20 protein-coding genes and 1 pseudogene are annotated in these 22688 nt (G+C 44.6%); 4 read left to right on the forward strand and 17 right to left on the reverse strand.

All coding sequences use genetic code 11. The annotated features are described in order from the left end of the window. Positions 1 to 637: 637 nt before the first annotated feature. Together A3757_RS00135 and A3757_RS00140 are read right to left on the reverse strand one after the other, a co-directional pair. Positions 638 to 1108: an Rsd/AlgQ family anti-sigma factor gene (locus A3757_RS00135; protein WP_068554126.1), complete on the reverse strand. Its 471-nt coding sequence runs from the start codon at positions 1106 to 1108 to the stop codon at positions 638 to 640. 244 nt (positions 1109 to 1352) lie between these two features. Continuing rightward, positions 1353 to 1850, reverse strand: a complete 498-nt coding sequence (locus A3757_RS00140; RefSeq protein ID WP_068511884.1) for a disulfide bond formation protein B — start codon at positions 1848 to 1850, stop codon at positions 1353 to 1355. A gap of 255 nt (positions 1851 to 2105) precedes the next feature. On the opposite strand from A3757_RS00140, the gene A3757_RS00145 reads away from it, so the two are divergent. Continuing rightward, on the forward strand, positions 2106 to 2531 hold the full coding sequence (locus A3757_RS00145) for a flagellar basal body-associated FliL family protein (RefSeq protein ID WP_068514550.1): 426 nt from the start codon (positions 2106 to 2108) through the stop codon (positions 2529 to 2531). A 52-nt stretch (positions 2532 to 2583) separates the two neighbouring features. Here the strand turns inward: A3757_RS00145 and rmf are convergent, their stop codons facing one another. From rmf to A3757_RS00160, 3 genes are all read right to left on the reverse strand, one after another. Beyond that, positions 2584 to 2793 (reverse strand): ribosome modulation factor, encoded by a 210-nt coding sequence (rmf, locus tag A3757_RS00150; protein WP_068514633.1) that lies wholly within the window; start codon positions 2791 to 2793, stop codon positions 2584 to 2586. A 524-nt stretch (positions 2794 to 3317) separates the two neighbouring features. Then, on the reverse strand, positions 3318 to 4916 hold the full coding sequence (gene gshA / locus A3757_RS00155; RefSeq protein ID WP_068514553.1) for a glutamate--cysteine ligase: 1599 nt from the start codon (positions 4914 to 4916) through the stop codon (positions 3318 to 3320). Between the two features lie 57 nt (positions 4917 to 4973). Beyond that, a complete protein-coding gene (locus A3757_RS00160) occupies positions 4974 to 7334 on the reverse strand; it encodes a Tex family protein (protein WP_068514555.1) in 2361 nt (786 codons plus the stop codon). Positions 7335 to 7687: 353 nt separating this feature from the next. Here A3757_RS00160 and rep point away from each other — a divergent pair, with 353 nt between their 5' ends. Further along, positions 7688 to 9703: a DNA helicase Rep gene (rep, locus tag A3757_RS00165; RefSeq protein WP_068553061.1), complete on the forward strand. Its 2016-nt coding sequence runs from the start codon at positions 7688 to 7690 to the stop codon at positions 9701 to 9703. Between the two features lie 10 nt (positions 9704 to 9713). On the opposite strand, the gene A3757_RS00170 is transcribed toward rep, so the two are convergent. Genes A3757_RS00170 through A3757_RS00180 form a run of 3 tightly spaced genes read right to left on the reverse strand, consistent with a single transcriptional unit; the run spans position 9714 to position 12072 of the window. Beyond that, positions 9714 to 10091 (reverse strand): hypothetical protein, encoded by a 378-nt coding sequence (locus A3757_RS00170; protein ID WP_068553059.1) that lies wholly within the window; start codon positions 10089 to 10091, stop codon positions 9714 to 9716. Between the two features lie 42 nt (positions 10092 to 10133). Further along, positions 10134 to 11387: a glutathione S-transferase family protein gene (locus A3757_RS00175; RefSeq protein WP_068553057.1), complete on the reverse strand. Its 1254-nt coding sequence runs from the start codon at positions 11385 to 11387 to the stop codon at positions 10134 to 10136. Between the two features lie 25 nt (positions 11388 to 11412). Further along, positions 11413 to 12072, reverse strand: a complete 660-nt coding sequence (locus A3757_RS00180) for an alpha/beta hydrolase (RefSeq protein ID WP_068513036.1) — start codon at positions 12070 to 12072, stop codon at positions 11413 to 11415. Positions 12073 to 12359: 287 nt separating this feature from the next. Here A3757_RS00180 and A3757_RS00185 point away from each other — a divergent pair, with 287 nt between their 5' ends. Together A3757_RS00185 and A3757_RS00190 are read left to right on the forward strand one after the other, a co-directional pair. Beyond that, entirely contained in the window at positions 12360 to 13313 is a 954-nt protein-coding gene (locus A3757_RS00185; protein WP_068506619.1) for a hypothetical protein, read from the forward strand. Between the two features lie 107 nt (positions 13314 to 13420). After that, positions 13421 to 13879 (forward strand): DUF1499 domain-containing protein, encoded by a 459-nt coding sequence (locus tag A3757_RS00190; protein ID WP_082865110.1) that lies wholly within the window; start codon positions 13421 to 13423, stop codon positions 13877 to 13879. 64 nt (positions 13880 to 13943) lie between these two features. On the opposite strand, the gene A3757_RS00195 is transcribed toward A3757_RS00190, so the two are convergent. The 9 genes and pseudogenes from A3757_RS00195 to A3757_RS00230 form a co-directional block, all read right to left on the reverse strand. Then, the gene (locus A3757_RS00195; RefSeq protein WP_068508008.1) at positions 13944 to 14408 is read right to left on the reverse strand and encodes a type IV pilin protein; all 465 of its coding nucleotides are present in this window, start codon (positions 14406 to 14408) and stop codon (positions 13944 to 13946) included. Between the two features lie 2 nt (positions 14409 to 14410). Beyond that, entirely contained in the window at positions 14411 to 17836 is a 3426-nt protein-coding gene (locus A3757_RS00200) for a pilus assembly protein (RefSeq protein ID WP_068514567.1), read from the reverse strand. Then, a complete protein-coding gene (locus A3757_RS00205; RefSeq protein WP_156490306.1) occupies positions 17833 to 18240 on the reverse strand; it encodes a hypothetical protein in 408 nt (135 codons plus the stop codon). The genes A3757_RS00200 and A3757_RS00205 overlap by 4 nt, the downstream gene beginning before the upstream one ends. Before the next feature lie 75 nt (positions 18241 to 18315). Beyond that, the gene (locus A3757_RS00210) at positions 18316 to 18810 is read right to left on the reverse strand and encodes a PilX N-terminal domain-containing pilus assembly protein (protein WP_068514572.1); all 495 of its coding nucleotides are present in this window, start codon (positions 18808 to 18810) and stop codon (positions 18316 to 18318) included. Positions 18811 to 18836: 26 nt separating this feature from the next. Continuing rightward, complete coding sequence (locus tag A3757_RS00215) at positions 18837 to 20018, reverse strand: PilW family protein (RefSeq protein WP_068514576.1); 1182 nt, start codon at positions 20016 to 20018, stop codon at positions 18837 to 18839. A gap of 11 nt (positions 20019 to 20029) precedes the next feature. After that, entirely contained in the window at positions 20030 to 20581 is a 552-nt protein-coding gene (gene pilV / locus A3757_RS00220) for a type IV pilus modification protein PilV (protein WP_197469596.1), read from the reverse strand. After that, the gene (locus A3757_RS00225; RefSeq protein ID WP_231875468.1) at positions 20572 to 21141 is read right to left on the reverse strand and encodes a GspH/FimT family protein; all 570 of its coding nucleotides are present in this window, start codon (positions 21139 to 21141) and stop codon (positions 20572 to 20574) included. Before A3757_RS00225 ends, pilV begins: the two co-directional genes overlap by 10 nt. 15 nt (positions 21142 to 21156) lie before the next feature. Continuing rightward, positions 21157 to 21276, reverse strand: a pseudogene (locus tag A3757_RS27980) (prepilin-type N-terminal cleavage/methylation domain-containing protein); the annotation flags it as partial. Between the two features lie 134 nt (positions 21277 to 21410). After that, on the reverse strand, positions 21411 to 22649 hold the full coding sequence (locus A3757_RS00230) for an HD-GYP domain-containing protein (protein WP_068552916.1): 1239 nt from the start codon (positions 22647 to 22649) through the stop codon (positions 21411 to 21413). Positions 22650 to 22688: the final 39 nt, after the last annotated feature.

Here is a 22688-nt window from a genome sequence, read left to right on the forward strand (position 1 = left end):
GGCCATACACANGCTTAAAGCTGTGTATGGCCATACCTCGATCAAGGTCAAAGTAATTGACCGTACCATCTCTCAGGCCTAGCAATGCTCGTCGCCCATCTTGGTTTAAGCTAATCGCTTCGATTCGATCGGCTGCTTGCCAGAACTGTAGGGACTTACCATTCGTAGCGTCCCATAGCACTAAGTCTTTTTCTTGGCAGGTTACGGCTCTCTTACCGTCACCGGAAACCGCTGAGGCCCGGATGGATGAGTATTCGCCGCTTTTATGATTCCAGTCATAGAGGCGCTCTTTCTTTTTGGTGTTCCAAAAGCTCCCGCCATGATGAACCGATCCGATGACCGCAAGGTATCCGTTAGGGCTGAGTTCGCCGCTTAGTAAGCCTTGAGTCGCAAGCTGTTTACTGCTAGTGGGGCCTTCCGCGCATGCGGCAAGTGCCAGACTGAGTAAAAGGGTAGAAGTTTGTTTTTTAAACACCGATAGACCTGATAGATTTGATTCGATTTTAAAAGGACGTCATTACATCTTTAGTATAGTCAGAGACGAGGAAAAAGAGAGAATAAATATGATCTGGAGGGGAAGCGCATAATATAGCCAGAATTAAGAAGTTCTGGCTATCGCTCAGGAGTTCATTTAGAACTAAGCGGTTGTGTCTGCGTGCACCGCGTGAAGTGCTTCAATCAGCGTGTCTTCAAGCTCAAAGCGCTCTTCAAGGGTTTTTCCTAAGGAGTCGAGCTCTTTAATAAGGCCTTCGATGCCATCGTCGACTTTATGTATATCGTCGAAGCGATCGTTAAACGCTAGAGATTGTTCGGTGGACATTTCAATGCGAGGAAGGATTTTCTTTGCAAGCTCAAGTCCACCGTCATCATACTCTGCTGCCTCGGCAACGAGTTGCTCGTAGACTTCGAAGTGTCCGACCGAAACATAGTCGACCAATATCTGGCAAAACGATTGGAACTTCTCTGCTTTATTTTCTTGAGAGCTGCCTGGGTTTACAGATAGATCGCACAGGCTGACAATAAGCGCTTGCCTTTCCTTAAGCCATTTATCGATTAAGTCGTTTACTCCACCCCATCGCTCTGCAGCATTCTTGCAATTCTCGAGCATTCATTAACCCCTTTCTACTACATTATCGTTTCGAGACTTGTTGTACCTTGTCGGTACTTAGCTAGCTCGTTTCGTTTAAGTAATTGTTGTTTGTAGCTTGCTTGGCTACCTGTTTATTATCATTTTACTTTTGCAGATGAAAAACAAAATGTTTTGCGTATTGTTCGGTAAGCTTTGTGCTTACTTCTGTAACAAATAGCGTGTAGTCATGAAACTAACTAATTTGTTTAATGCTCGCAACAGTTTATTTGTTATCTTTCTTAAATAATATACTCAAGCCGATTATTGCAAAGCAAATAAACGCCAATAAGCTCCAGCCTGGGATTGATAGACTCATGAAGGTCCACTGAACTTTTGCGCAATCGCCTGTGCCTCGTAGGGCCATCTCGATTACTTCCAATAAGGGAAACACTTCGAGCATATAATCGATGCCGGGGCCGCATGCGGGGACCTGGTCTTCGGGTAAGCTTTGTAGCCACAATTGTCGAATAGCAACAGCGGCACCACCCACAGATAAGAGTGCTGCGAGGAATGCGTAGATGGACGAAGCGATCTTTCCTGCATTATGGATTGCACCGATCAGCGCAACGAGCCCAATGCCGCTAAAGAATACTCGTTGCATCATACACATTGGGCATGGGTCCATGCTGCTAAAAGGCTCAATGTAGGTGGCAGTGACTAATAGTGCCGCACAAGCGATAAAAATAAATAGAAAGCGTTGCTGTGAAGAAGGGAATGTCATGATCTTTGTTGCTCGTAAACTTGTAGTCGCTTTGCTTACCTTATAAAAGAGGTAAAGAGCGCGGTCAAAAATGTATTCTTCACTAGTGAGCCGCCTGAGTAAACAAATTTGTTTTTCTCTTAAGAGCTTGTAATGTCATATTAGGATAACAATGATAATTGCTTTGGTCTTGCGTTAAGAATGTCGGTGAAGGTGTTGCAGGCTGACTTTTCCAGCCTATAATTACTTCTTTAAGCAATTGATGACAGAGTGCAAATGAGTATAAAAGTTCCAGCGTTTTTTTTATTAATGCTATCGATGTGTGTAGCGATGCCTTTAGCAGCAGAAGATGAGGGTGAAGAGGGGGCGCCTGTATCGATTCAATATCATGACTTAACGCCACCGTTTGTCGCTAATTTTGGTAGTGACAATGGAAAGAAGCTAAAGTTTCTCAAGGCAGGTGTCTCAGTCAGAACATCGAGCGGCGCTGCGGTAAACGAAGTTATGAATCATGATGCTTTGGTTCGCCATCAGATCGTGATGCTTTTAAGTCGTCAGACTGAAGAAACACTCGGTACTTCAGCAGGTCAGGAGAAGGTTCGACTTGAAGCGTTAGAACTTGTGCAGCAGATTCTGGAAGAAGAAACGGGTGATGGGCAGATAGATGATCTCTTGTTTACCAGCTTTGTTGTTCAGAGATAAGGCTTAGCGACTTCTAAAGCGAAAATAAGAAAGGGGCCGTAGGGTAGAGAGCTTAGGCGATTTTGCCAACCCTTTCGTTCGGCTTATCCAGTTCGCATTTTTCGACGCCGTCTTCCCAGCCTGCTTCCCATGCAGCTTGCACTACTTCGCCAGAATAAGGGCACTGCTGAATATCTGCTCCCATCACTCCCGCCATATATCCCTGACGATAAGCTTTGTTTAGTGAGTCAATATCCCAGCATAAAGAAAAGTCTTGGGCCATTTGGCCACTCCTTTCATTAAGCTGCCTTGCACTTTTACAAGCATCATTGAGATAGCCATATTCAATACGCCACATGAGATGTAGAGCAGAATATAGCTTCCCGTTCGGCTAACAAAGTGGTTTGGCAACGCCATCCACATTAAGAATCCTTACTTATTCACAAAGCCTGAACATAAACTTAATGCTCAGAACGCTCTCCTACAAGCGTGAAATGCCTTATTTATATAATTTTATTTGGCGTGTAAGTCATCATTTTAAGATGAAACAATTAATGTGAGTGAACGCTTTTGATATCAAGACTGAGTTAGCGAGATACAAAAAGAACACCAACAGAAATACTCCGTTTCAAGCGTTAACAAAATTAACACAGGAGCGTACCTGCAACAATGACAGGATGGTCAAAAATGAGGGGAATTTCAGTTTTGTTTTACGACATGGAAAACGCTGCACAAAATTTATACTAAAACGTATCGGTGAACAGATGTGCAGCAAGTTTTGTGAAAGAGTCGTGAGAAAATCTAGAGTTATTGCGCCTGATAGTCCATTAGGTATCTATCGAAAGAAATACGATCACTACGCTTTATTTCTTCTGCTTGCTTAAACGACTCCTGCGCTTGTTTTTCAAACTGGCTGAATTGGTTTTGTGCTGGCTCAGCACTGAGTACCAATTGATGCTTCTTTGAAAGTTCTCCAGCGATCTCTAGCCAGGATAGAGACTCTTTCTTCATGACTGACAACACTTGAGCGGAGGGTGTTAGATCTGGTGTATCGAGTTTAGCTAGCTGTTCCTTTAGTGCCGACTTATAACGTTGGTCGCTCGTTGCCTGGTCTAGTACTTCGGCAAGACCTTGCATGCCTTTTAGAAGCTCAAGCCCCCAGCTACTTAGCGTTCGCTTTTGTGATTGGTCGGTGAGTTCAAGTCCTGGTCTTCTACCTTCATTGACGACCAGGTCAAAGTTACTATCGAGATATTCACATTCCTTATCGCCAATTACCGGAGAGTCCTGGAGTAAGCAAAAGCTCAGGAATATATCCATAAAGTCGACCTGTCTGTCAGAAATTCCCAATGGTAAAAATGGGTTCAAATCCAGGCAGCGTACCTCGATATATTCGACTCCGCGTTCGTTGAGTGCATGCCGTGGCGTTTCGCCTGACAGTGCACTGCGCTTTGGTCGGATTGAGCTGTAATATTCGTTCTCGATTTGCAGAATATTCGTATTGATCTGAAGGTAAGCGTCACCTTTCTTTAGCCCAAGCTCTTGGTATGGCGGGTAAGAAGTGTTAATGGCATCGCCAAGTGTATGGGTGAAGTTTTCCAGGCTGTTAAAGCAGATATTTAGCGATGATTGGGCGTTGTTGTGATAGCCGAGGTCTCCCATTCTGAGCGAGGTAGCATAAGGCTTATACAGCGTGCCCTTATCATCAAATGATTCGAGGCAGTGATTTTGGCCAGCGACAAAACTCTGGTCTAGGCAAGGCGACGCACCGAATAAATACATGAGTAGCCAAGAGTAGCGACGAAAGTTTCGAATCAGAGCGAAATATTGCTCCGACTTAAAGTCTTGTAGTGACTGCTCTTTATTGCCATGCGCTTCTTTTAGATTAAGCCAAAGGGAGTCATTGATCGAGAAGTTGAAGTGCAGGCCCGCAATGCTTTGCATGGTTCGGCCGTATCGATGGCCTAGACCTTCCCGGTAGACGTACTTCAAGCGTCCAATGTTGGAGTCGCCATATTCAGCAATACGAATGCTGTGCTCGCCATCAAGCTTGCAGGGCATGCTGCCAGACCAGAGAACTTCATTGCCAATATTGCTAGCAACAAACTTATGCGTATCTTGCAATGTTTTTAGCAGGCCTTCTCTAGAGTCTTCAACCGGTGTAATTAGCTCTAATAAAGCTTCCGAGTAATCAGTGGTAATGGAAGGGTGAGTCAGCGGATGGCCCAAGGCTTCAGGGTGATTTCTCTGCGAGATCGAAAATTCGCTATCTGCCCGAAGACCTTCTTTTTCTATGCCGCGTGAAATCGGTAAGCCCTGCTCTTTAATATGCTGTGCCAGGATCGTTAAGTCGCTCGGAGACAGGCCCGCATGAGCATTATTGTTGGTGTTTGAGGGCGCTGTCATGTGTTAATCCTATTGTGGGTGCGAGTTGTTTCGAAATAAGACCGCAGTATTATCATTTTACTTCAATTTAAGCTTACTAAAAGCATTGGCCATGGCGCCGGACATTGGTGCCTCGGTTTGCTTGGGTTTTCTATTCTGCTTGGCGTTGCTGTGCTTATTTTGATGTTCTGGGCTGCTTTGAGCTTTATCGTTCATTTGTGCTTCGTCGCCCATTCTCATACTCAGTGATATTCGTTTTCGTCTTGGATCAGCTTCCATGACTTTCACCTTTACGATATCACCTGTTTTGACAACGTCGCGAGGGTCTTTAACAAATTTGTCCGCCAGTGCCGAGATATGGACGAGACCATCTTGGTGCACACCAATATCAACGAAGGCTCCAAAGTGTGTCACGTTCGTTACCGCTCCCTCGAGCACCATGTTCGGCTTCAGGTCAGAGATTGTCTCGACGCCTTCTTTGTATTCTGCAAACTTAAACTCAGGGCGCGGGTCGCGACCGGGTTTGGCGAGTTCGCTGAAAATATCTTGAACAGTGATCAGGCCGCAGCTTTCACTAACAAAGTCGTTAGCTGATAGCTTCTTTAAAGTTCCGGCATTGCCTATAAGTTGTCCAATATCTTGCTGACTCTTCTGAGCAATGTCCTTCACTGTGGGATAAGATTCCGGATGGACTGCGGATGCATCTAGTGGGTTTTCACCATCAAGAATACGTAAGAATCCAGCGCATTGCTCGAATGCTTTTGGTCCAAGGCGTGGGACTTCTTTGAGTATTTTTCGAGAGTTGAAGCGTCCGTTACTATCACGGAATGCCACAATATTGCTGGCAATACTGGCATTCAGACCAGATACCTTTGCCAGCAATGGTGCAGAAGCCGTATTGACGTCGACACCGACAGCGTTAACACAGTCTTCGATGGTTGCCCCCAGGCTGCGGTTGAGCTGTACTTGGCTAACATCATGCTGGTATTGACCAACGCCAATGGCTTTAGGTTCAATTTTTACGAGCTCTGCCAGAGGATCTTGAAGACGGCGCGCGATCGATACAGCGCCTCGAATGGTGACGTCCAGATCCGGGAACTCATTTGCAGCTAATTCTGATGCAGAATAAACCGAGGCGCCGGCCTCGCTGACCATAATTCGGGTTAAAGCCAAGGCGGGGTAGCGTTTCATTACGTCGGCAGCCAGCTTATCAGTTTCACGAGAGGCAGTACCATTGCCAATGCTGAGCAGCTCAACGTGGTGTTTTTTACAGAGGGCGGCGATTATCTCGATAGATTCGTCCCACTGGTTTCTGGGGGCGTGAGGGTAGATTGTTGCGTGATCCAGTAATTTGCCTGTTTGGTCGATCACCGCCACTTTAACGCCAGTTCGCAGGCCTGGATCAAGGCCTAATGTTGCTTTCGCACCGGCTGGCGCTGCTAATAACAGATCTTTTAGGTTCTCTGCAAAAACATCGATGGCAACTTTTTCAGCTTGTTCTCTTAGCTTGCCAAGTAGTTCAGTCTCGATATGGTTGTTAAGTTTAACGCGCCATGTCCAGCGAACCACTTCTTTTAGCCACTTATCGGCTGCTCGGCCTTGGTCCTCAATATTGTAATAAGCGGCGACTTTGGCTTCACAGGGATGAATCGTTAAACGGTCACTTGCGTCATAACCCTGAGGCTGCAGGCTAATATTGAGCACGCCTTCGTTGCGGCCTCTAAATAGTGCCAATGCACGATGTGATGGGATTTTTGCTATCGCTTCACTGAAGTCAAAATAGTCCTGGAACTTATCACCCTTGGCTTTTTCAGATTCGACAACGGCACTAAAAATCTCGCCCTGATCCCAGAGGTAAGTTTTGAGTATGCCGAGTAGCTTGGCTTCTTCGCTGAGGCGTTCCATCAAAATGTACTTTGCGCCATCTAGTGCGGCTTGTGAGTCATCAATGCCCTTATCAGTGCTAATGAATTTACTCGCTTCAGACTCTGGGTCTAGAGTCGGGTCCTTAAACAAACTATCCGCTAAGGGTTCCAGACCGGCTTCAATTGCAATCTGGCCCTTGGTTCTGCGCTTGGGTTTGTAAGGAAGGTAGAGGTCTTCCAGTTCGTTCTTGCTGGCGACATTAGCGATTTGCGAGGCAAGCGCATCAGTGAGTTTACCTTGTTCGTCAATGCTGCTGAGAATAGTTTTACGCCTATCATCTAACTCTCGTAAGTAACGGAGCCTTTCTTCAAGCTTTCTGAGCTGTGAGTCATCTAGGGCGCCGGTCACTTCTTTTCGATAACGTGCAATAAAGGGGATCGTTGAACCTTCATCAATTAGTTCAATGGTTGCATCGACTTGTTGAGGTCTGACCGAAAGCTCGCTGGCAATTTGGGCTGCAATTTTTTTGGTGGTCGTGGAAGCGGAGGAAGCCTGGGTAGATAAGGTGTTCATGCGAAAGTAAAAGATCCTTGCGAGCGGTAAAGAGGTATCAGTCTTAAAAACAACAAATAGCAATGCACTAAATGGTGACGAGCATGGCGATTTAAACCCCTGCAGTAAATAAAAAATGAAACAAAACAACGAAAATATCTGTTCCAATTTCACAACTAAAGGCAGTGTTGCGGCGCTACGACTGTGTTCATTATTTATATCTATTTAGAATAAGTGCTACAAAGCGACAAAATGTATCTGGAAAGCAATGAGTTGACGTGAAAGAATGATGGAATAGAAAAATAAATGGGCTCAGAGTCACGGGCCCTGAGCCCATTTATTTTTATCGAGATAGACAGAAAGAAGAGAAAGTAGTGGCGAATAAGTTAAACCCTAAACAGCAAGAAGCCGTAGATTATGTTGGTGGTCCTTTACTCGTACTAGCGGGCGCTGGCAGCGGCAAGACCAGTGTAATCACGCGAAAAATTGCCTACCTGATTAAAAGCTGTGGTATTCCGGGGCGCCATATTGCTGCGGTGACCTTTACCAATAAAGCTTCTCGCGAGATGAAAGAGCGTGTCGGGCAGTTGGTTTCGGGGCCTGATGCGCGTGGTTTAACCGTATCGACTTTCCATAACCTGGGTTTGAATATCATTCGCACCGAGCATAAGGCGCTTGGCTATAAACCGGGGTTTTCTATTTTCGACAGTGAAGATGCTAAAGCGTTGATTCGCGACCTGATGATGAAAGATGGTGAAGAGAATAGCGACCGAATCAATGAATTTCAGATGGCGATTTCAAACTGGAAAAATGCCATGCTAACTCCGGCTCAGGCCGCACAGCAAGCTCAAACGCCTGACGATGTCACCCTGGCACATGTGTATGAAACCTATACTCGCTACCTCAAAGCCTATAATGCGCTCGACTTCGATGATCTGATTCTTTTACCCGTACAACTTTTCGCTGAACATCCGGATATATTAAGCAAGTGGCGGCAGAAGATTCGCTACCTCTTGGTTGATGAGTACCAAGATACTAATATGGCTCAGTACGAGCTGGTGAAGCAAATCGTGGGTGACCGTCATGCTTTGACAGTCGTAGGCGACGATGACCAGTCTATCTATGCCTGGCGTGGAGCAAGGCCAGAAAACCTGGCGCGTCTGGAAAAAGACTTCCCAAGCCTGAAGCTGATTAAGCTGGAGCAGAATTATCGCTCTACCAGTTTGATCTTGCGTGCGGCGAATACCTTGATCGCCAACAACCCTCATATGTTTGATAAAGCACTATGGAGCCAGCTGGGTGACGGAGAGCGAATTCGTGTAATTCGTTGTCGCCATGAAGATGCAGAGGCAGAACAAATTGCCGCAGAGATTCTTGATCTTAAGTTGAAAAAGGATATCCCCTTTAAAGACTTCGCTGTGCTTTATCGTGGTAACCACCAGGCGCGTCTGCTGGAAATCAAGATGCAGGCTTTTCAGGTGCCTTATCGCTTGTCTGGTGGTACCTCCTTCTTTGCCAAGAATGAAATCAAAGATGCCATGGCCTACTTGCGTCTCATTGCTAACCCTGATGATGACGCAGCATTTCTTCGGGTAGTCAACGTACCACGCAGAGAGATCGGCCCCTCAACCTTGGAGAAACTCGGAAATTATTCGACTGAGCGACATATTAGTTTGAATCAGGCTGTCGGTGAAATTGGTTTGGAACAAGTGTTGAGTGGTAAGGCGCTGGATCGGGTCAGGCGCTTTAGCGATTGGTTACGAAAAACAACGGAACGTTGTTATCAGGAAGATCCGATACCTGTGATCAAGCAGTTGTTTACCGATATTGAGTATGATCAATGGCTGTACCAAAACTCTAATACGCCAAAAGCGGCTGAGAAACGTATGGAGAATATCTGGTACTTGGTTGATTCGTTAAAAAATATGATCGACGCCGATAAAGGCACAGCGGATGAAATTGGTATAGAAGAAGCGGTTTCCAAATTGATCCTTCGAGATATGCTGGAGCAACAAGAAGAAGAGGATGATAGCGATAAGGTGCACATGCTTACGCTTCATGCCTCGAAAGGTCTTGAATTTCCACATGTTTTTATCATGGGGCTTGAAGAAGAATTATTGCCGCATAGAAACAGCATTGAAGAAGATAACATCGAAGAAGAGCGCCGCCTGATGTATGTGGGCATCACAAGAGCCCAGCGGACTTTAGCATTGACTTATGCTGCAGCACGAAAACAATATGGCGAGAAAATAGAAACCATTCCTAGTCGCTTTTTAGATGAAATTCCCGAAGATGACTTGCATTGGGAAGGTGGCGAGCAAAAAGATAAAGAGCTTGTGCAGAAAAAGGGCAATCAAACTCTTTCGGCGCTTTTAGATGGCCTCAAGTAAATATTACTGATTACTTTTGGCCGACGCTAGGGTTGGCGAGCTGTGGTCGCCATTCCCACCATTCATGTTCGCCTTCCGGCGTACTTTCTTTGGTTTTATAGACATCCCAGGTGACGAGATAGTCAGGGTTTTGTACCTGCTTACCACTAATCGGGTCGTGATAGTCACCGGGTGGTGCAATAAACCAGGGGCGAAGTGAAGAAGGGATGGTGAATTCACTTTCTTGTTTCAAGTCCTGGACGGTGATGCCATCTTCTTCTGTGACTTTGCAAACAGTACCAGCGAGCTGCTTTTGATCCAGCACTTCTCCAGACCGGTCAAAATAGGTGATGCCTACCAGAATGGTTTTTCCAGAAATGTTTTGTAGGGTAATTGCCTGATCTGTCACTGAGAATCCTTATTGAAGAAAAATATGAAGCTATCATAGCCCTTAAGCCTCTGCCGAAACAATTGTCTCTTTCAATTCAGCATCCTCTGTTTCGAAAAGAGCACAAAGTTCTAGCTGTGCTTTAATGGTATTTTGTTCGCTTTGGTCTAAACGCTTCCATTTTTCACAAAGCTCCTGCCAGGTTCTGAGTTGAAAGGTTTTTACCACTGACTTAAAAGGGTAGCCACGTAACTTTCCTGTATAAAGTGTTTTTCCCTGATTGAAGGCTAGTTCGTTGAACTCTGTTGCTCCCTGAGCTTTTGCCAGGTGATATGCCTGCTTATTTTGAACCATGAGCGATGCATAGGTGCTCATGATGGTGTTGAGCAAGGGCTTAAGTGCCCCTGAAAAATAAAGCTCCCCTTCTTTCTGTTGTAAGCGATGTTTGCCGCTATAGATCATCTCAAGCCAGGCGTGTGTCTGCGGAGCGAGTTCTTGCATTAGCTTATTTGTTTCTGGGTCGACCAGGTTCATAGCGAGTTGGCCGTAGGCACTGGCATCGGCAATGGTAAACTGATCACCGAGTAAGAATTTTTGCAGGGTTAATACTTCCTCCATGCCTTTTAGATATTGCTTCCAGCTTTCGAACAATAAGGTATGTGTTTCAGGAAAACCTTCTTTATACGGGGGGGATAGAGCTTTTGAAACACCGCTTCGATAGCTCTTTGGCGCGACACTAAATAAGTAAGGACAGCGTGCCACCTGTCGCTTAGGAAAGCGCCTGGAAAGTAGTAAGGGGCCGCCTGGCGGCAAAGCGTGACGAAATTCTTTTGCGAGTAATTTACCCATTATGTTCGACTTGGCGGAGCCTACCCAGCGCATATGATGGACCATGTATAGGCCGAACTCGTCAAAGGCTTCGTCGATTAAGCTGGCGATAAAATTCAAACAAGGGTCTTCCGGGAATAAGCGATGTCTATGGCTATTTCCCTGAGTGGGGGGCTTCTGGTCAAGATAGTGTGCGATGGCTGTGCTGTCGTATTGAAAATCTTTGCCGTTTTCAGTAAAGAAAGGAACGGCAGGGTACTCATCTAAGTCGGCATCCATTTCAGGATAGCGGCTTATCTGCTTATGCTGTTTTTGATACTCAAGGCGTAATAAGGTCTGAGTATTTTCAAGATAGCTTCCATGCGCGGGTAAGCGGCGATAAGGGATGCCACAGTACTCCAGGTAAGCTTGCATCTTTAATACGAAGGGCGAAAGCTCGACGCCCCAAATAATTGCAGAACTGATTTGTATTTTATTCTTATTTTTCATTTAGGGCTCAACCTATAAAACAGCATTACATCAAATGAGCCTGAAAGAAACGCGATAGGTCTTGTATCTCGCTTAGACAAACTTCGTGTTCCATCGGGTAGTTTAGATATTGCACTGTGTGGCCTCGCGCTTCAAGAATCGCCGCCGCTTTTTTACCTTGCCTTTCCACGACCATTGGGTCATGAGTGCCGTGGCAGATTAATACTGGCAGCTGGCTATTCGCGGGCGCGGTATCAAAGCTATCTTCTTGTGGAAAATAGGTCGACAAGCCTGCCAGTGCTGCAAGGGGGCTGGGGTAAGTTAAGGCTGCATGGTAGGCCACGGCTCCACCCTGCGAAAAGCCCATTACAATGATTCGTTCGCTCTTGATGCCTCGCTCGATTTCCCTATCGATCAGCGTTTGGATATTCTTCACCGAACTTTGCAATTGTTCGTGGTTTATCACGCGCTCTTCAGTCAGTTCAAGAATGTCATACCAGGCGGGCATGATATAGCCAGCATTAACCGTGATGGGGATTTCCGAGGCATTTGGAAATATAAAGCGTATACCTAAGCCTTCCGGTAGCGCTAATTCCTCGACGATAGGTACAAAGTCGTTTCCATTTGCCCCGAGGCCGTGCAGCCAAATAATACTTGCTGATACCGTGTCAGCAGTTTGTCGCTCAATACAGTCTAATAGGGGCATGTGATGAAATCCTTAATTATCCAATAGGTGAAAAAGATAGTTTTAATAGGTAGTATGGGTAACTCGTGTGACGCAGTGGACAAAATTAATGATAAACCTGCGTATTTGACATTGTTTAACCTTATACCTTGCTTGTAAAGCTGGCAAAGCGAGAATTATGTCTACACTGAATTAAAGCCTTTCCTGATCTTGAGTAAATTATTGGTGCTTATGGTGGCATAAGTGGCAAATGTTGTAGTTATGACGAAAAGTGCAAGGCGCTCTGTTGCTTGTTTTAGGAAGAAAAAATGAAACCCGAACTCAATACATTTCAAATGCTGAATGCAGCAAAAACAAATCTTTCAAACTTGAATCGCAGCCTATCTTTGGTGGGAGCTGGTTTAGTCATCAGTTTAGCTGCTGGCTGTGCTTCAGTTGATAAGAAGGACAATAGTGCGATGTCTGATAGCTCGGCTGAGCTTAGTGTGGCGGAAGTACAGCCAAGCCAAGAGGAGCTAGCTAGGAACGAGAAAGAAAATGCTGCTAAAGCTGATGAAATGATGAAAAGCCTTAAAGCTCCTGTGGTTGAACCAGGTGCTAAGACTGAACAGCCGGTCAGCAAAGAGGTGAAGCCTACAGTTAAGGAAGTTGTCGCAGAAGTAACGCAGAAGGCCGTTACAGCGGTAGCAGACAAGGGTGTGAAGGTAGCAGTAGAAAAAGAGCCAGCTAAAGCTGAGGTTAAAAAAGTAGCTGCGAAGGTAGAGGAAGCTAAAAAAGATGTTGTTAAAGCGCCTGTTGTGCAAAAGAAAGGCTCTGTTAAGCCCTTAGCAATTAGCGAGAAAGACCTTCCTGCAAACTATGATATTTGGGTGTTAAAGCAGGGTGATACAGCATTAACTCAAGGGCTTGTTATTAGCACGCCAACTTGGGAGATGGGTAAAGAAGGTTATATGTCTCAAATTTGGCTAACCTTTAAAGAAAATGAGATTCACATTAACAGTTCTTCTGATATTGCCAGCGAAGCAAAGAATTTAGGTATTCGTATCGACGGAGGTGACTTGATTCCTTTTACGCGAATAGCTGAGAATAATATTGGAATTGTTGAAGGTGAGTGGCTAGATAAACTGGCAAATGCGAGTAAGCTGGATATTTACCTAGGCTTCTTCCCTGGCAAGAAACCTACAAGTGATACTTTCCATAGTGATACCTCTCTGGAAAATCTGGACCGTGTTGTGGCAACTTACCGTAAGTTGAGTAAGTAATTACCTAGACTATTAGGTGAATAATAGGGCTGCATTAATGCGGCCTTTTTTGTGGCTTGAATAAATAGATTGTGCGCAATATACTTGCATAACTAGAGGATAAGACAATGAAGAAAGTTATTTATCTACTGATATTTTTTATACTGGCTGGAGTCATCACAATGCGAGTAATTGAGAACAATACAGCACCTAAATTAGGTGTTCAAAATGGTGAGCTGAAGCCCTTGGGAAGTCGGCCTAATAGCGTATCAACTCAAACCGATAAGCCTGATAAGCAGGTAAAATCGATTGCCTTCGATATAGAAGCAAAGCAGCAGATGCAGAAGGTTCAAAATGTCATAGACGCTATGCCGGGGGCAAAAATTCTTCAGCAAAGTGATCACTATTTGTATGCCGTTTTTACCAGTCCGCTGATGCGTTTCAAAGACGATGTGGAGGTTTATCTGGATGATGAGCAGAAGCTAATTCACTTTCGTTCAGCGAGTAGGGTGGGGTATTCAGACTTAGGTGTTAACCGGAAGCGATATGAGGACTTTGCTAGGCGACTGTCTGTATTGAGTCAATAAGCGAAATTAAAAAAGGCCTGTCAGCGGAAAGCTGATAGGCCTTATTGAACGGCGTATCTATCGTTTAGTTCTTATCCCAGTCAAACTCATTTGCACCGATCGCGCCGCTATTATCCTCGTCCCAGCTTTTTTGGCCTAGGGAGTTATATTCTAAAAAGCCATCGCCCGTTTGGGAATTGGTAGGAGTCGCTCGTAGGGTGTAAGAACTCCCTGTAGCCGCTTCAATCGTTAGGTCGTAGTAAACAGATGAGCCGCCTACCGGTGCGGTTGTAGCAAATACTGCGGGAGCCCCAGTATCTCCACTTTGTCCTGCATTCAGGTAAGAGTTATTTTGTGTGAAATGTTTTTCCATCGCAGCCGAAAAAGAGACTAAGGCGCCCTGAGCTTCAGAGCGTTTGGAACTCTTTACGTTATCCTGATATGACGGGTACGCGATAGCAACTATGATAGCCACTATAGCCACCACTACCATTAATTCTATCAGCGTGAAGCCCTTCTGCGAGCTATAACAATTCTTGCAGGTATACATATTTACTCCTCTTGAACCCAGTAGGTTCTAACAATTTTTCCTTCGCGATCAAGTGGATTGCACTCTGTACCAATACACAAAATGTCTTGGCCATCCACACGAAGTCTTTGTGGTGCGGTTGGTAATGATTGTGTCGTGAGCGTGCCAACTTCCCTATCGCTTGTGGTTAACTCAGAATCTAATCCGATACCGTCATAATTCTTAACCGGTGTCGCGTCAGCTATTTCGATATGGTAGAGGCGAGGAATACCGGAGCTAAAAATACAGCCGTTAGTACTTGCTGTGGGCTCGTAAGTGGTAAAGTAAACCGTTCCATCAATGGTTAAAGATGTCGCTAGCATTTTTTCGCCATCACGCGTAAAACGAATGAACCAACCCTGTTTTGGTAATATATCAGCACCGTTACCGTAGTATTCAGTATAGGCGGCTTCTTGGTTGGCTTCAGAGTTTTGGCCGCTTACGTCACCCAGGTTGTTATTCGTTGCGTCGTAAAGGTCATCCTCTATAAGTGCTGTATACTCGATAGAGCCGTCAAGGTTCTTTGGAGGTTCAAGTACGTCGGAGCTTTTTATCATATATAAACGGTCAACGACTTCATCATCAAGAGGGTGAGCTTGCCAGCCTGAACCAATGACAATAGCTAAGGTTAAGCTGCTGCTATCGCTTAGTACCGATACGTCAGGTGCATGGTAGAAACGTCTATTGTTTTCGGTTCCTGTATCGGACACACTGGCGATTACCCCCCCATGTACAGGAAGGGTACTAGAGCTGCTTCTATTGTTATCTATGTCGAAGCGCCAGACCTGTCCACCCATGTCGCCCACGTAAATTTGGTCAGCAATTCTGTCAGCGTTCACATCAATAGCCTTAACGTCTGATGGAATGCTATATTTCATATCACTAAAGTTAGAGGGGGTCGCGCTCCAGATTTTCTCTCCTGTCTCTGCGTCAACAATATAAACAGCTCGACCAATGGAATCTTCAGAGCGAGTTGTTGCTAGATCTTGATTGGTATCATAACCACCGCCAAAAATGAGAACTTCGCGAACAGTGCTACCCATTCTAACCTTAGTTTTAACTGGCTTAGACCAGGTCTGACCGAGCTCTTCGAAGCCGCTAGTGCCACCTGTCCCCCCAGTAATTTGCCACAGAAATTCAGGTGCATCGCGCTCTGTAACATCTAAAGCATAATAGCTATTTCCACCACGGCGCATGCCAGAATATAAATAGACGAAATCATTTGAGTCGTATAAATCATTGTCATTGTTTTCGTCGTTGACCCAAGTTGTTATGGAGCCGTCCATTCCATACGTGTGTTCAACAGCCTGAGAATCTTCAAATAAAGTTTTTTGCATTCCCAGTAGCTCTTTGGGCATAAAAGCAAAGTATTCATCACCTTGGCCTTTTGTATAGGTGCCACTAGTGCTATTACTTCCGTTTATCGCGTGGATAAAACCCTGGTTGTCACCGAAGAATATTGCCGTGTCGGGGTTCTCGTCGGTACCACCGTATATCACAACCACTGGCGCAGAGTGGAGGGGGTCCATTATTGTGTGTCGAGTATCTGTATAACTATTATCGTTATCGGTATCAAAGACATCAATATCACGAATCCAGTCTAGTAATAGCTTGTACTCTTCATCAGTTGCTTCGGTGTATTCAAGTAATTCTTTAGTAATATTGTCTGCGTTATCGTAAGAAATTTCGTTACTGTCGTCAGATAGGTTGCTAGAGCCACCTAGGTACGTAAACACATTACGGTCATCACTATTGTTGGGTAAGTTTTCTGCAGCGCCCCCTAGGTGAATATCATTAGCGTCAATATCATCTGACCACCAGCTCCATGCGCCTGGGTCAGCAGGGTTATTACTGCGAGACTTAAAGAAACCAGTTTCTGGATCAATCGCGGTACGGCCAGCTCTATCATAAACAGTGCCGTCAGATCCTAGACGATAGCGTTTTAAGTTACCCTTCCAGACAGGCCCAGTTTCAGGCTTGAAAACCGAGAAATACAATTCATCACGATGGTTGAGGCGGTTAAAGGTATTTACAGCAACGCCGGGAGAAACAAACGTGGTACTAATATCTTTGAGGCTTGAGAATATTTGCTTAATTGCACTTTCGAGCTCGGTTGTATCGTTGGCTACAAAGTATTTACCGCCACCACCTGGGTTGTCATCAGTACCCTCGGCTGTTCGTTTGAGCAAATTATCATCGAGTTCAAAGCCAATCGTATAGGTTGTAACGTTTTGTTCGCCATCATATTGACTAGATACATCGTTTTCGTACATGTGGCGGGAAATCTCATCTAGACAGTTGTCAGTGCAGTTGCCCACAGTACTCTCTATAACGTTTCTCGATGCAGTATCGTTACTATCACTTCGGCTAGAGCCAGGGTGAGCGTCATAAGTGGGTTCACCGTCCGTTAATAGGACAATGTTGTTAGGCTGGCATTCATCTGAAATAGGCGATTGGTATTTGCTAGAGTTGCTAGGGCTCTTAGATGAGGCAGAGCTTTGGCTGCCTAAAAATACCGAACCGCCAGAATAGTAACGGTAAGCTTCAAATAGGCTTTCAGCGAGAGGAGTCCAGGTATCCGGGGAAAGGCTGTTTAGATCAGATACAAAAGAAGACCGATTGTCTTCAATATAATCAATTGGAGTCGTAACGCGGCCACCTTGCTTGCCGTAATTATTGGTATTAAAGCTCATTAAGCCAATATTAATACCTGAAGTACTGTTAATCAGGTTGCTGACAACGCTCTTCATGATGCTAATGCGTGATTGAGAAGTCACTTCACGATAGTAGGCATACCAATTAATATAGTTTGAATTAAAGAAATCATAGGTAGTGTAGCTGTTCCAGCTTATTTCGTTGTTGCTAGAACTCGCCCATTTGCTGGAGTTATGTACTGCGTATGTGTTGCCTGTTGTTCCGTTAGCGCCGTGTGCACCTCGATCATCTTTACACTCGATAATATTTGTATTGGAACTACTGCGACGACTGAAAAGATTACGCCAAGCATTTCTGCGGGTATTAAAGCCAGCGACTTTTGCAGCAGTATACTGTCCTGCTATTGCAAGCTTGTCAGTCATTTCTTGGCAGTGATTTTGGCTTGTTAAAATTGTACCTCGATAGTTGAAATAACTATCGAATGCATAGATGTAAGCGTCAGAATAGGGGCTTCGACCGTCATCGATAGCTTTCTGAGTATAGTCAATTGAATGGTTGTAAGGGGTTTCCGTACTAACCATATTTGACATACTGCCTGAGTTGTCAAGAATAAACAGGACGTTTGGTGTTAATTCGTTAGAAGCACTGGACTCAAATAAAATCTCAGTATCGTCTGCGTGTGCAATATTGGCTGATAGAAGCGTAATAATGCAAGATGCCAAGCCGTGACCTAGTTTGGATTGTAATGATCTCATTGGCCTGCCTCCAAATTAAAGAAACGGAAGTGATGGAGCTCTTTGGTCTTTATGTTGTAACTGATTGCGCCACTTTTGCCATTGAAGGGGGTTAATACATCAAGAGAGGCTTTTTCTTGCCCAATATAGGCTTGAGTTGTTTCAGTGATACGATATTGCTGTAAGTCACAAGAGGCGCAAGCTCGAGCTTCGATGCTTTTTATTTTTCCATCAAGGCCTCGGTTCAATTGAATGGAATCAGTCTCATAGCCTTGAGTGATATGTGTCAAAGGTGGGGGAGTATACCCTTGTTGTAACTTAAGTAGCTGATCTTTTGTAAGTGCTGGCTCACTAGTATGAGCCTGAGCACTAAACAGTACACTAAAGGTTAGGAGCAAGCCTAATGCGTATATTTTTTTCATCATTGCCTCCTGATGGCTATTTCGTTGTTTCGGGCCATCACTCTAAATTCTGTTGTATGCCTTAAGGCATGTATAAGTTTAATGGTACTCAAAACCTTGCCTGATAACCGTTTGTGCACTAGTGGCCTCGACCGCACCTTCTACTAAAGCTTCGAATAGCTCCGGTTTAAGCTCTGTTGAGCTCTCGTCTACGTTTAAGGAGCCCCCTTTAGCGAGCGCTACAACACCCATATATCCGATGCTATAGCTGGATGCAGCTTTTGAGCCAGAAACTGCATAGTTAATACTCGAAGTGTGTTCACCAATAGTGCCGATTCCTATCGCCTCATCTAATTCTGTAGTGTCTTTGTCTATGATGACTTTATTGATCAGTCCACTTACGGCATTTTCTGCTGCTTGAAAAGTCGCGTTGTTGTTTTGTGCATTTGATGCCATTTTTTCCTGCATTATGGAAGAGCTCATTGACGCAACGCCTATAAGGGTCATCAGTAATAAAATAATTAAACTCACAACAAGTACTGCGCCTTTTTGGCGTGCTAAATTAAGAGAGCTTTGATGTTGTAAGGTCTTCATTCTATATACACCTTTTATACGTTTATTTATCGATTTCGTAACTGAATTGTTTGGCTGAACTCACGGCGTAAACGTCTATCTGGCTCATAAGTTACTGTTGAACCGAACTTGCCCTCGGGTTGGATTTCTTCACCGGGCAAAATATAGGTGGCGTCGTCATTATTCGTGAGCACCTCACGGGAACCGCTAACCAGTAGACCTAGCTGAATGCTTTTTACATATTTCATGTCTGTAACATTGTCTGCGGTAACATAACGAAGGCCGCTAATCACTTCACCGTCTGCGGTAACATGCTGAGGGTCGCTATTTAGTTCACCATATAAGATTTGCATGCTGTCGATACCTTCTATTAGCTCTTCAACATCAAACTCAGGGTTTGCCTTGTTTACCATTTTGTCTTTCGCTCGGAATAGGGCATTTATAGGTACGCCGGTTTCAGTTGTTCTGCCTGTGTTTGCCACGAAGTATATGGTTGATTCAAAACCCCTTACTCGAGCATTACGTGTATAAGGACCTATAAAGATGTCATCTGAATTTGTGATAAGACCATGTGATAGGGTAATAGTGGCTGTCGCTTCCGGGTCTTCTGAAATTCGAAACATATCAGCATTGTTGCAGTTAGCAATTACCGCGATATCAAACTGCTCAAACTCCATTTCATTATCGACGAGCACAACATCTTCATCACTCGTTACCATGTCTGCAGAGAGCTCGGCACTGTCAGTAGTTAGTCGCTGAACAACTAATATGTCGCTACCGATCAAAGCTTCTTTAGTAAAGTCTTCATCTTTGAAATAGTCACCGCGGCTGACACCAGTGACAGGGTCGATGTTTGCATCTTGTGCCCATGCTACAGAAGGGACTTCGAAGCCTGAAAGTGCGGTACTAAAAAAATCTGAGGTTGGGGGGTTATGGGCTCTGATCTTGATATATGCTTCTTCAGGGTCTGGGTTCATACAGCCTTGATAGCCTGCCATTCGAATATCTTGAGCAAGAAAGTTAAGTGCATGGCGCCCAGACTCCTGAATACGAGATAATTCACTAATAAATTTATCAGACTCTCGAGCATTAAAATAAATACTCGTAACACCGATGAGTAGCAGGGAACTAATGGTCATAGCGATCATTAGTTCAATTAAACTCAAACCGGCCATTCCTTTTAGCGAAGATAAAGGTTTTGTGTGGCGTGCTGTGAGATCTTGGTTCATTGTCTTCTCCCTTACAGCACTAAACTGACTGAAAAAGTTTGATCAGTGACTTGTTGGTTTTGCTCATCATCATTCCATTGAGATTCTTTCCAGCTAACTTCAATGGTAAAGAAATTGCCTAAACCACGTGCTATTGTACCCCTCGCATCAGGTAACAAAATTATCGATTCATCGGTTCCGTTTAGTCGCTGGGCCCATTCAAATAAGTCTGTATCTGCACGGTTTTGAGCGGTACAGCCTGCAACACTAGTGCTGCATAAAGGATTGGAAGGTGTTGTTTGACTTGAGTCAAAATCATCATATCTTCCAGCAATTGCTGCGACAGAGTTGGCTCGCATACGATCTGCGATATCATAAACGAGTATGGATGCTTGGGAGCGAAGGTAAGCACTTTGATTGTTACGAAGGCCTTGCATTTGTAAGCTGGCAACACCCAATAACCCAATCGATAGGATGACGATGGTTACTAAGATCTCAATAAGTGTGAAGCCTCGTTGAGTGCTCGGAGCTAGATATTTCATGGTGCCATAAGGGCTTGAATGAGTGTTCGTTATTATGGACATACGATATTTGTCCCCCGGTGGTCGTTAACAATGTTATCGGCCGAACTTTCTTCATCTCTTGCGACTCGAGTATGACCAATTGCGCTCATAACAATAGCATTAGCCTCTGTTACACCGCGTGAGTCACAAATGATAATAGTGCCTGATGAACCAGGAACTCCATTGGAATCAAACTGAATAAAGCCTGCATTGAGAAAACCCAGAGTACGCATTGTGTTGTCGCCAGAAAGCTGTTCGCCGATTCTGAGCAGCTCGTCGTTCGCTGTATCGAGTAGACCGTCACCATCTAGATCCTCGCCTGGATCTAGTATGTTGTTATCGTTTACATCTTCATTGAAATTGTTTAAAACTTGGTCGCCATCTAGATCTGACATGATAAACCAGCCTTCTTCCCAGTTATTAGTGTCGCACGCAGGGGACCCCGTATTGGTGCTTTTACTGGCGCAGAGAGTAATTATACCCCCTGGGCGCTTTGCTGCTTCACTTCGCCCATAGGCTAGCATACCAATGGTCGCATTCGTTTGGGAGGTGATACGGGCGTCTAAAACATTGCCTCTCATACCCGGTACCCCTATGGCAAGTAGGATTCCAAGGATTACAACTGTGACCAACAGTTCAACTAGCGTGAAGCCTTGTATTTTCTGTGGTGTAACAGATGTATTTATAAATGTTTGGGAGTTCGATAATTTTTTCATAATGTCATTAAACAGTTGAGGAGCAGAACTAACAAGCTCAAAGAGACAAGTGGTCGATAGTAATGATAGACGGTAATTCCGGAATTGAAATTGTGCGTTACATCTAATTTTCGGGCTGCTTAAAGCGCCTGAATTTATTGCAAGATATAGTCTTTTACGTCTACACCGTGAGTACCATTCGTAATGCCTTCCTTAATAGCATAGGGTTTACCATGCTTGTCTATCGGGTCTTTAATCAGATTAATTACGTAGGAAGAGCGGAATTTTTTATCGGCTGTCATGACCAGTTCAACTTTAGGGCGCAGACGAGAGTCAGCGTTCGCTGATACGACGATGCCTACTTCACCGTTGGTCATTTCGACCAAAGTACCCGGAGGGTAAATGCCTACCATACGAATAAACGCTTCAACCAGCTCGGAGTCGAAGTGCTTGTCTCGTTCGGCGTAGAGAATTTTTAAAGCATCAAAGGCTGGTGAGCCGTCTTTGTATGAACGGGTACTTGTGATTGCATGATAAACATCGACAATTGATACCATGCGTACAAACTGATGGAGGTAAGCTGCACTTAGTTTTTCTGGGTAGCCCTTGCCGTCGATACGTTCGTGATGAAAGTGTGCTGTATCCTTAATTAGTTTGTTGACGCCTTGTTGTTCGTCTAATAGTTCTTTGCCATACACCGAGTGCTGTTTCATTATGTCATATTCGATGCGTGTTAGACGGCCTGGTTTGTTCAATATGTCGTCTGGTATTTTAGTTTTACCAATATCATGTAGCATGCCGCACAGACCGATGGTTTCTAGCTCGTGCTCTTTTAATCCAATGAAACGCCCGAAGGCAATTGCTAATATACCGACGCGCAACGAATGCTCTGCTGTATACTTGTGCTGTTCTTTTACCTGTGTAAGCCATAGTAGGGCGTTAGCATTATTTAGAATGCTGCTGACGCAAGATTGAATCGCTTTACGCGAAGCATCCATATCAAATGATTCACCATTGCTCAGGCTTGTTAATACTTCATCGACATGGTCTTTGGTTTTTTCATAGCTTAGTTTGGCTTTGGGTAGTTCATCGTGGATTTCGAGTTCTTCACGAAAACCGGGGTATTGTTTCTCTTCCTTGGCTTCAACGGTGCCTTTACCTGATTCAAGCCAAAACTCTTTTTCAATTTCAATATAAACAAATACACAGTGTTCGCGGAGTAAATCGATGTGGTCTGGTGTCTCGATAGTTAAGCCTTGAAGCAGTACTGGTACTTCAGTCCAGGGTCTGTCTAAACGAGTGACATGCATGCCTATTTCTAATGAATCAGCAGGGAGCTTTACTTCGATAAGAGACTTAGTCTTGTCTTGTGAGGGTGGTGTGTATTCAATCATTTCTTAGTGTGCAAGTTACCAGGAATCACGTTACTAGGA

This window comes from Oleiphilus sp. HI0117 (assembly GCF_001635235.1).

Bases quoted from the DNA above. Each gene is read 5' to 3' on its own strand.
- A3757_RS00210 (WP_068514572.1), bottom strand. From the start codon at position 18,810: ATGAAGACCTTACAACATCAAAGCTCTCTTAATTTAGCACGCCAAAAA.
- A3757_RS00140 (WP_068511884.1), bottom strand. From the start codon at position 1,850: ATGACATTCCCTTCTTCACAGCAACGCTTTCTATTTATTTTTATCGCT.
- A3757_RS00215 (WP_068514576.1), bottom strand. From the start codon at position 20,018: ATGAACCAAGATCTCACAGCACGCCACACAAAACCTTTATCTTCGCTA.
- A3757_RS00190 (WP_082865110.1), top strand. From the start codon at position 13,421: ATGAAGAAAGTTATTTATCTACTGATATTTTTTATACTGGCTGGAGTC.
- A3757_RS00175 (WP_068553057.1), bottom strand. From the start codon at position 11,387: ATGAAAAATAAGAATAAAATACAAATCAGTTCTGCAATTATTTGGGGC.
- A3757_RS00135 (WP_068554126.1), bottom strand. From the start codon at position 1,108: ATGCTCGAGAATTGCAAGAATGCTGCAGAGCGATGGGGTGGAGTAAAC.
- A3757_RS00225 (WP_231875468.1), bottom strand. From the start codon at position 21,141: ATGAGAGGCAATGTTTTAGACGCCCGTATCACCTCCCAAACGAATGCG.
- A3757_RS00230 (WP_068552916.1), bottom strand. From the start codon at position 22,649: ATGATTGAATACACACCACCCTCACAAGACAAGACTAAGTCTCTTATC.
- A3757_RS00180 (WP_068513036.1), bottom strand. From the start codon at position 12,072: ATGCCCCTATTAGACTGTATTGAGCGACAAACTGCTGACACGGTATCA.
- rmf (WP_068514633.1), bottom strand. From the start codon at position 2,793: ATGGCCCAAGACTTTTCTTTATGCTGGGATATTGACTCACTAAACAAA.
- A3757_RS00145 (WP_068514550.1), top strand. From the start codon at position 2,106: ATGAGTATAAAAGTTCCAGCGTTTTTTTTATTAATGCTATCGATGTGT.
- A3757_RS00185 (WP_068506619.1), top strand. From the start codon at position 12,360: ATGAAACCCGAACTCAATACATTTCAAATGCTGAATGCAGCAAAAACA.
- A3757_RS00200 (WP_068514567.1), bottom strand. From the start codon at position 17,836: ATGAGATCATTACAATCCAAACTAGGTCACGGCTTGGCATCTTGCATT.
- A3757_RS00195 (WP_068508008.1), bottom strand. From the start codon at position 14,408: ATGTATACCTGCAAGAATTGTTATAGCTCGCAGAAGGGCTTCACGCTG.
- A3757_RS00205 (WP_156490306.1), bottom strand. From the start codon at position 18,240: ATGATGAAAAAAATATACGCATTAGGCTTGCTCCTAACCTTTAGTGTA.
- A3757_RS00160 (WP_068514555.1), bottom strand. From the start codon at position 7,334: ATGAACACCTTATCTACCCAGGCTTCCTCCGCTTCCACGACCACCAAA.
- gshA (WP_068514553.1), bottom strand. From the start codon at position 4,916: ATGACAGCGCCCTCAAACACCAACAATAATGCTCATGCGGGCCTGTCT.
- pilV (WP_197469596.1), bottom strand. From the start codon at position 20,581: ATGTCCATAATAACGAACACTCATTCAAGCCCTTATGGCACCATGAAA.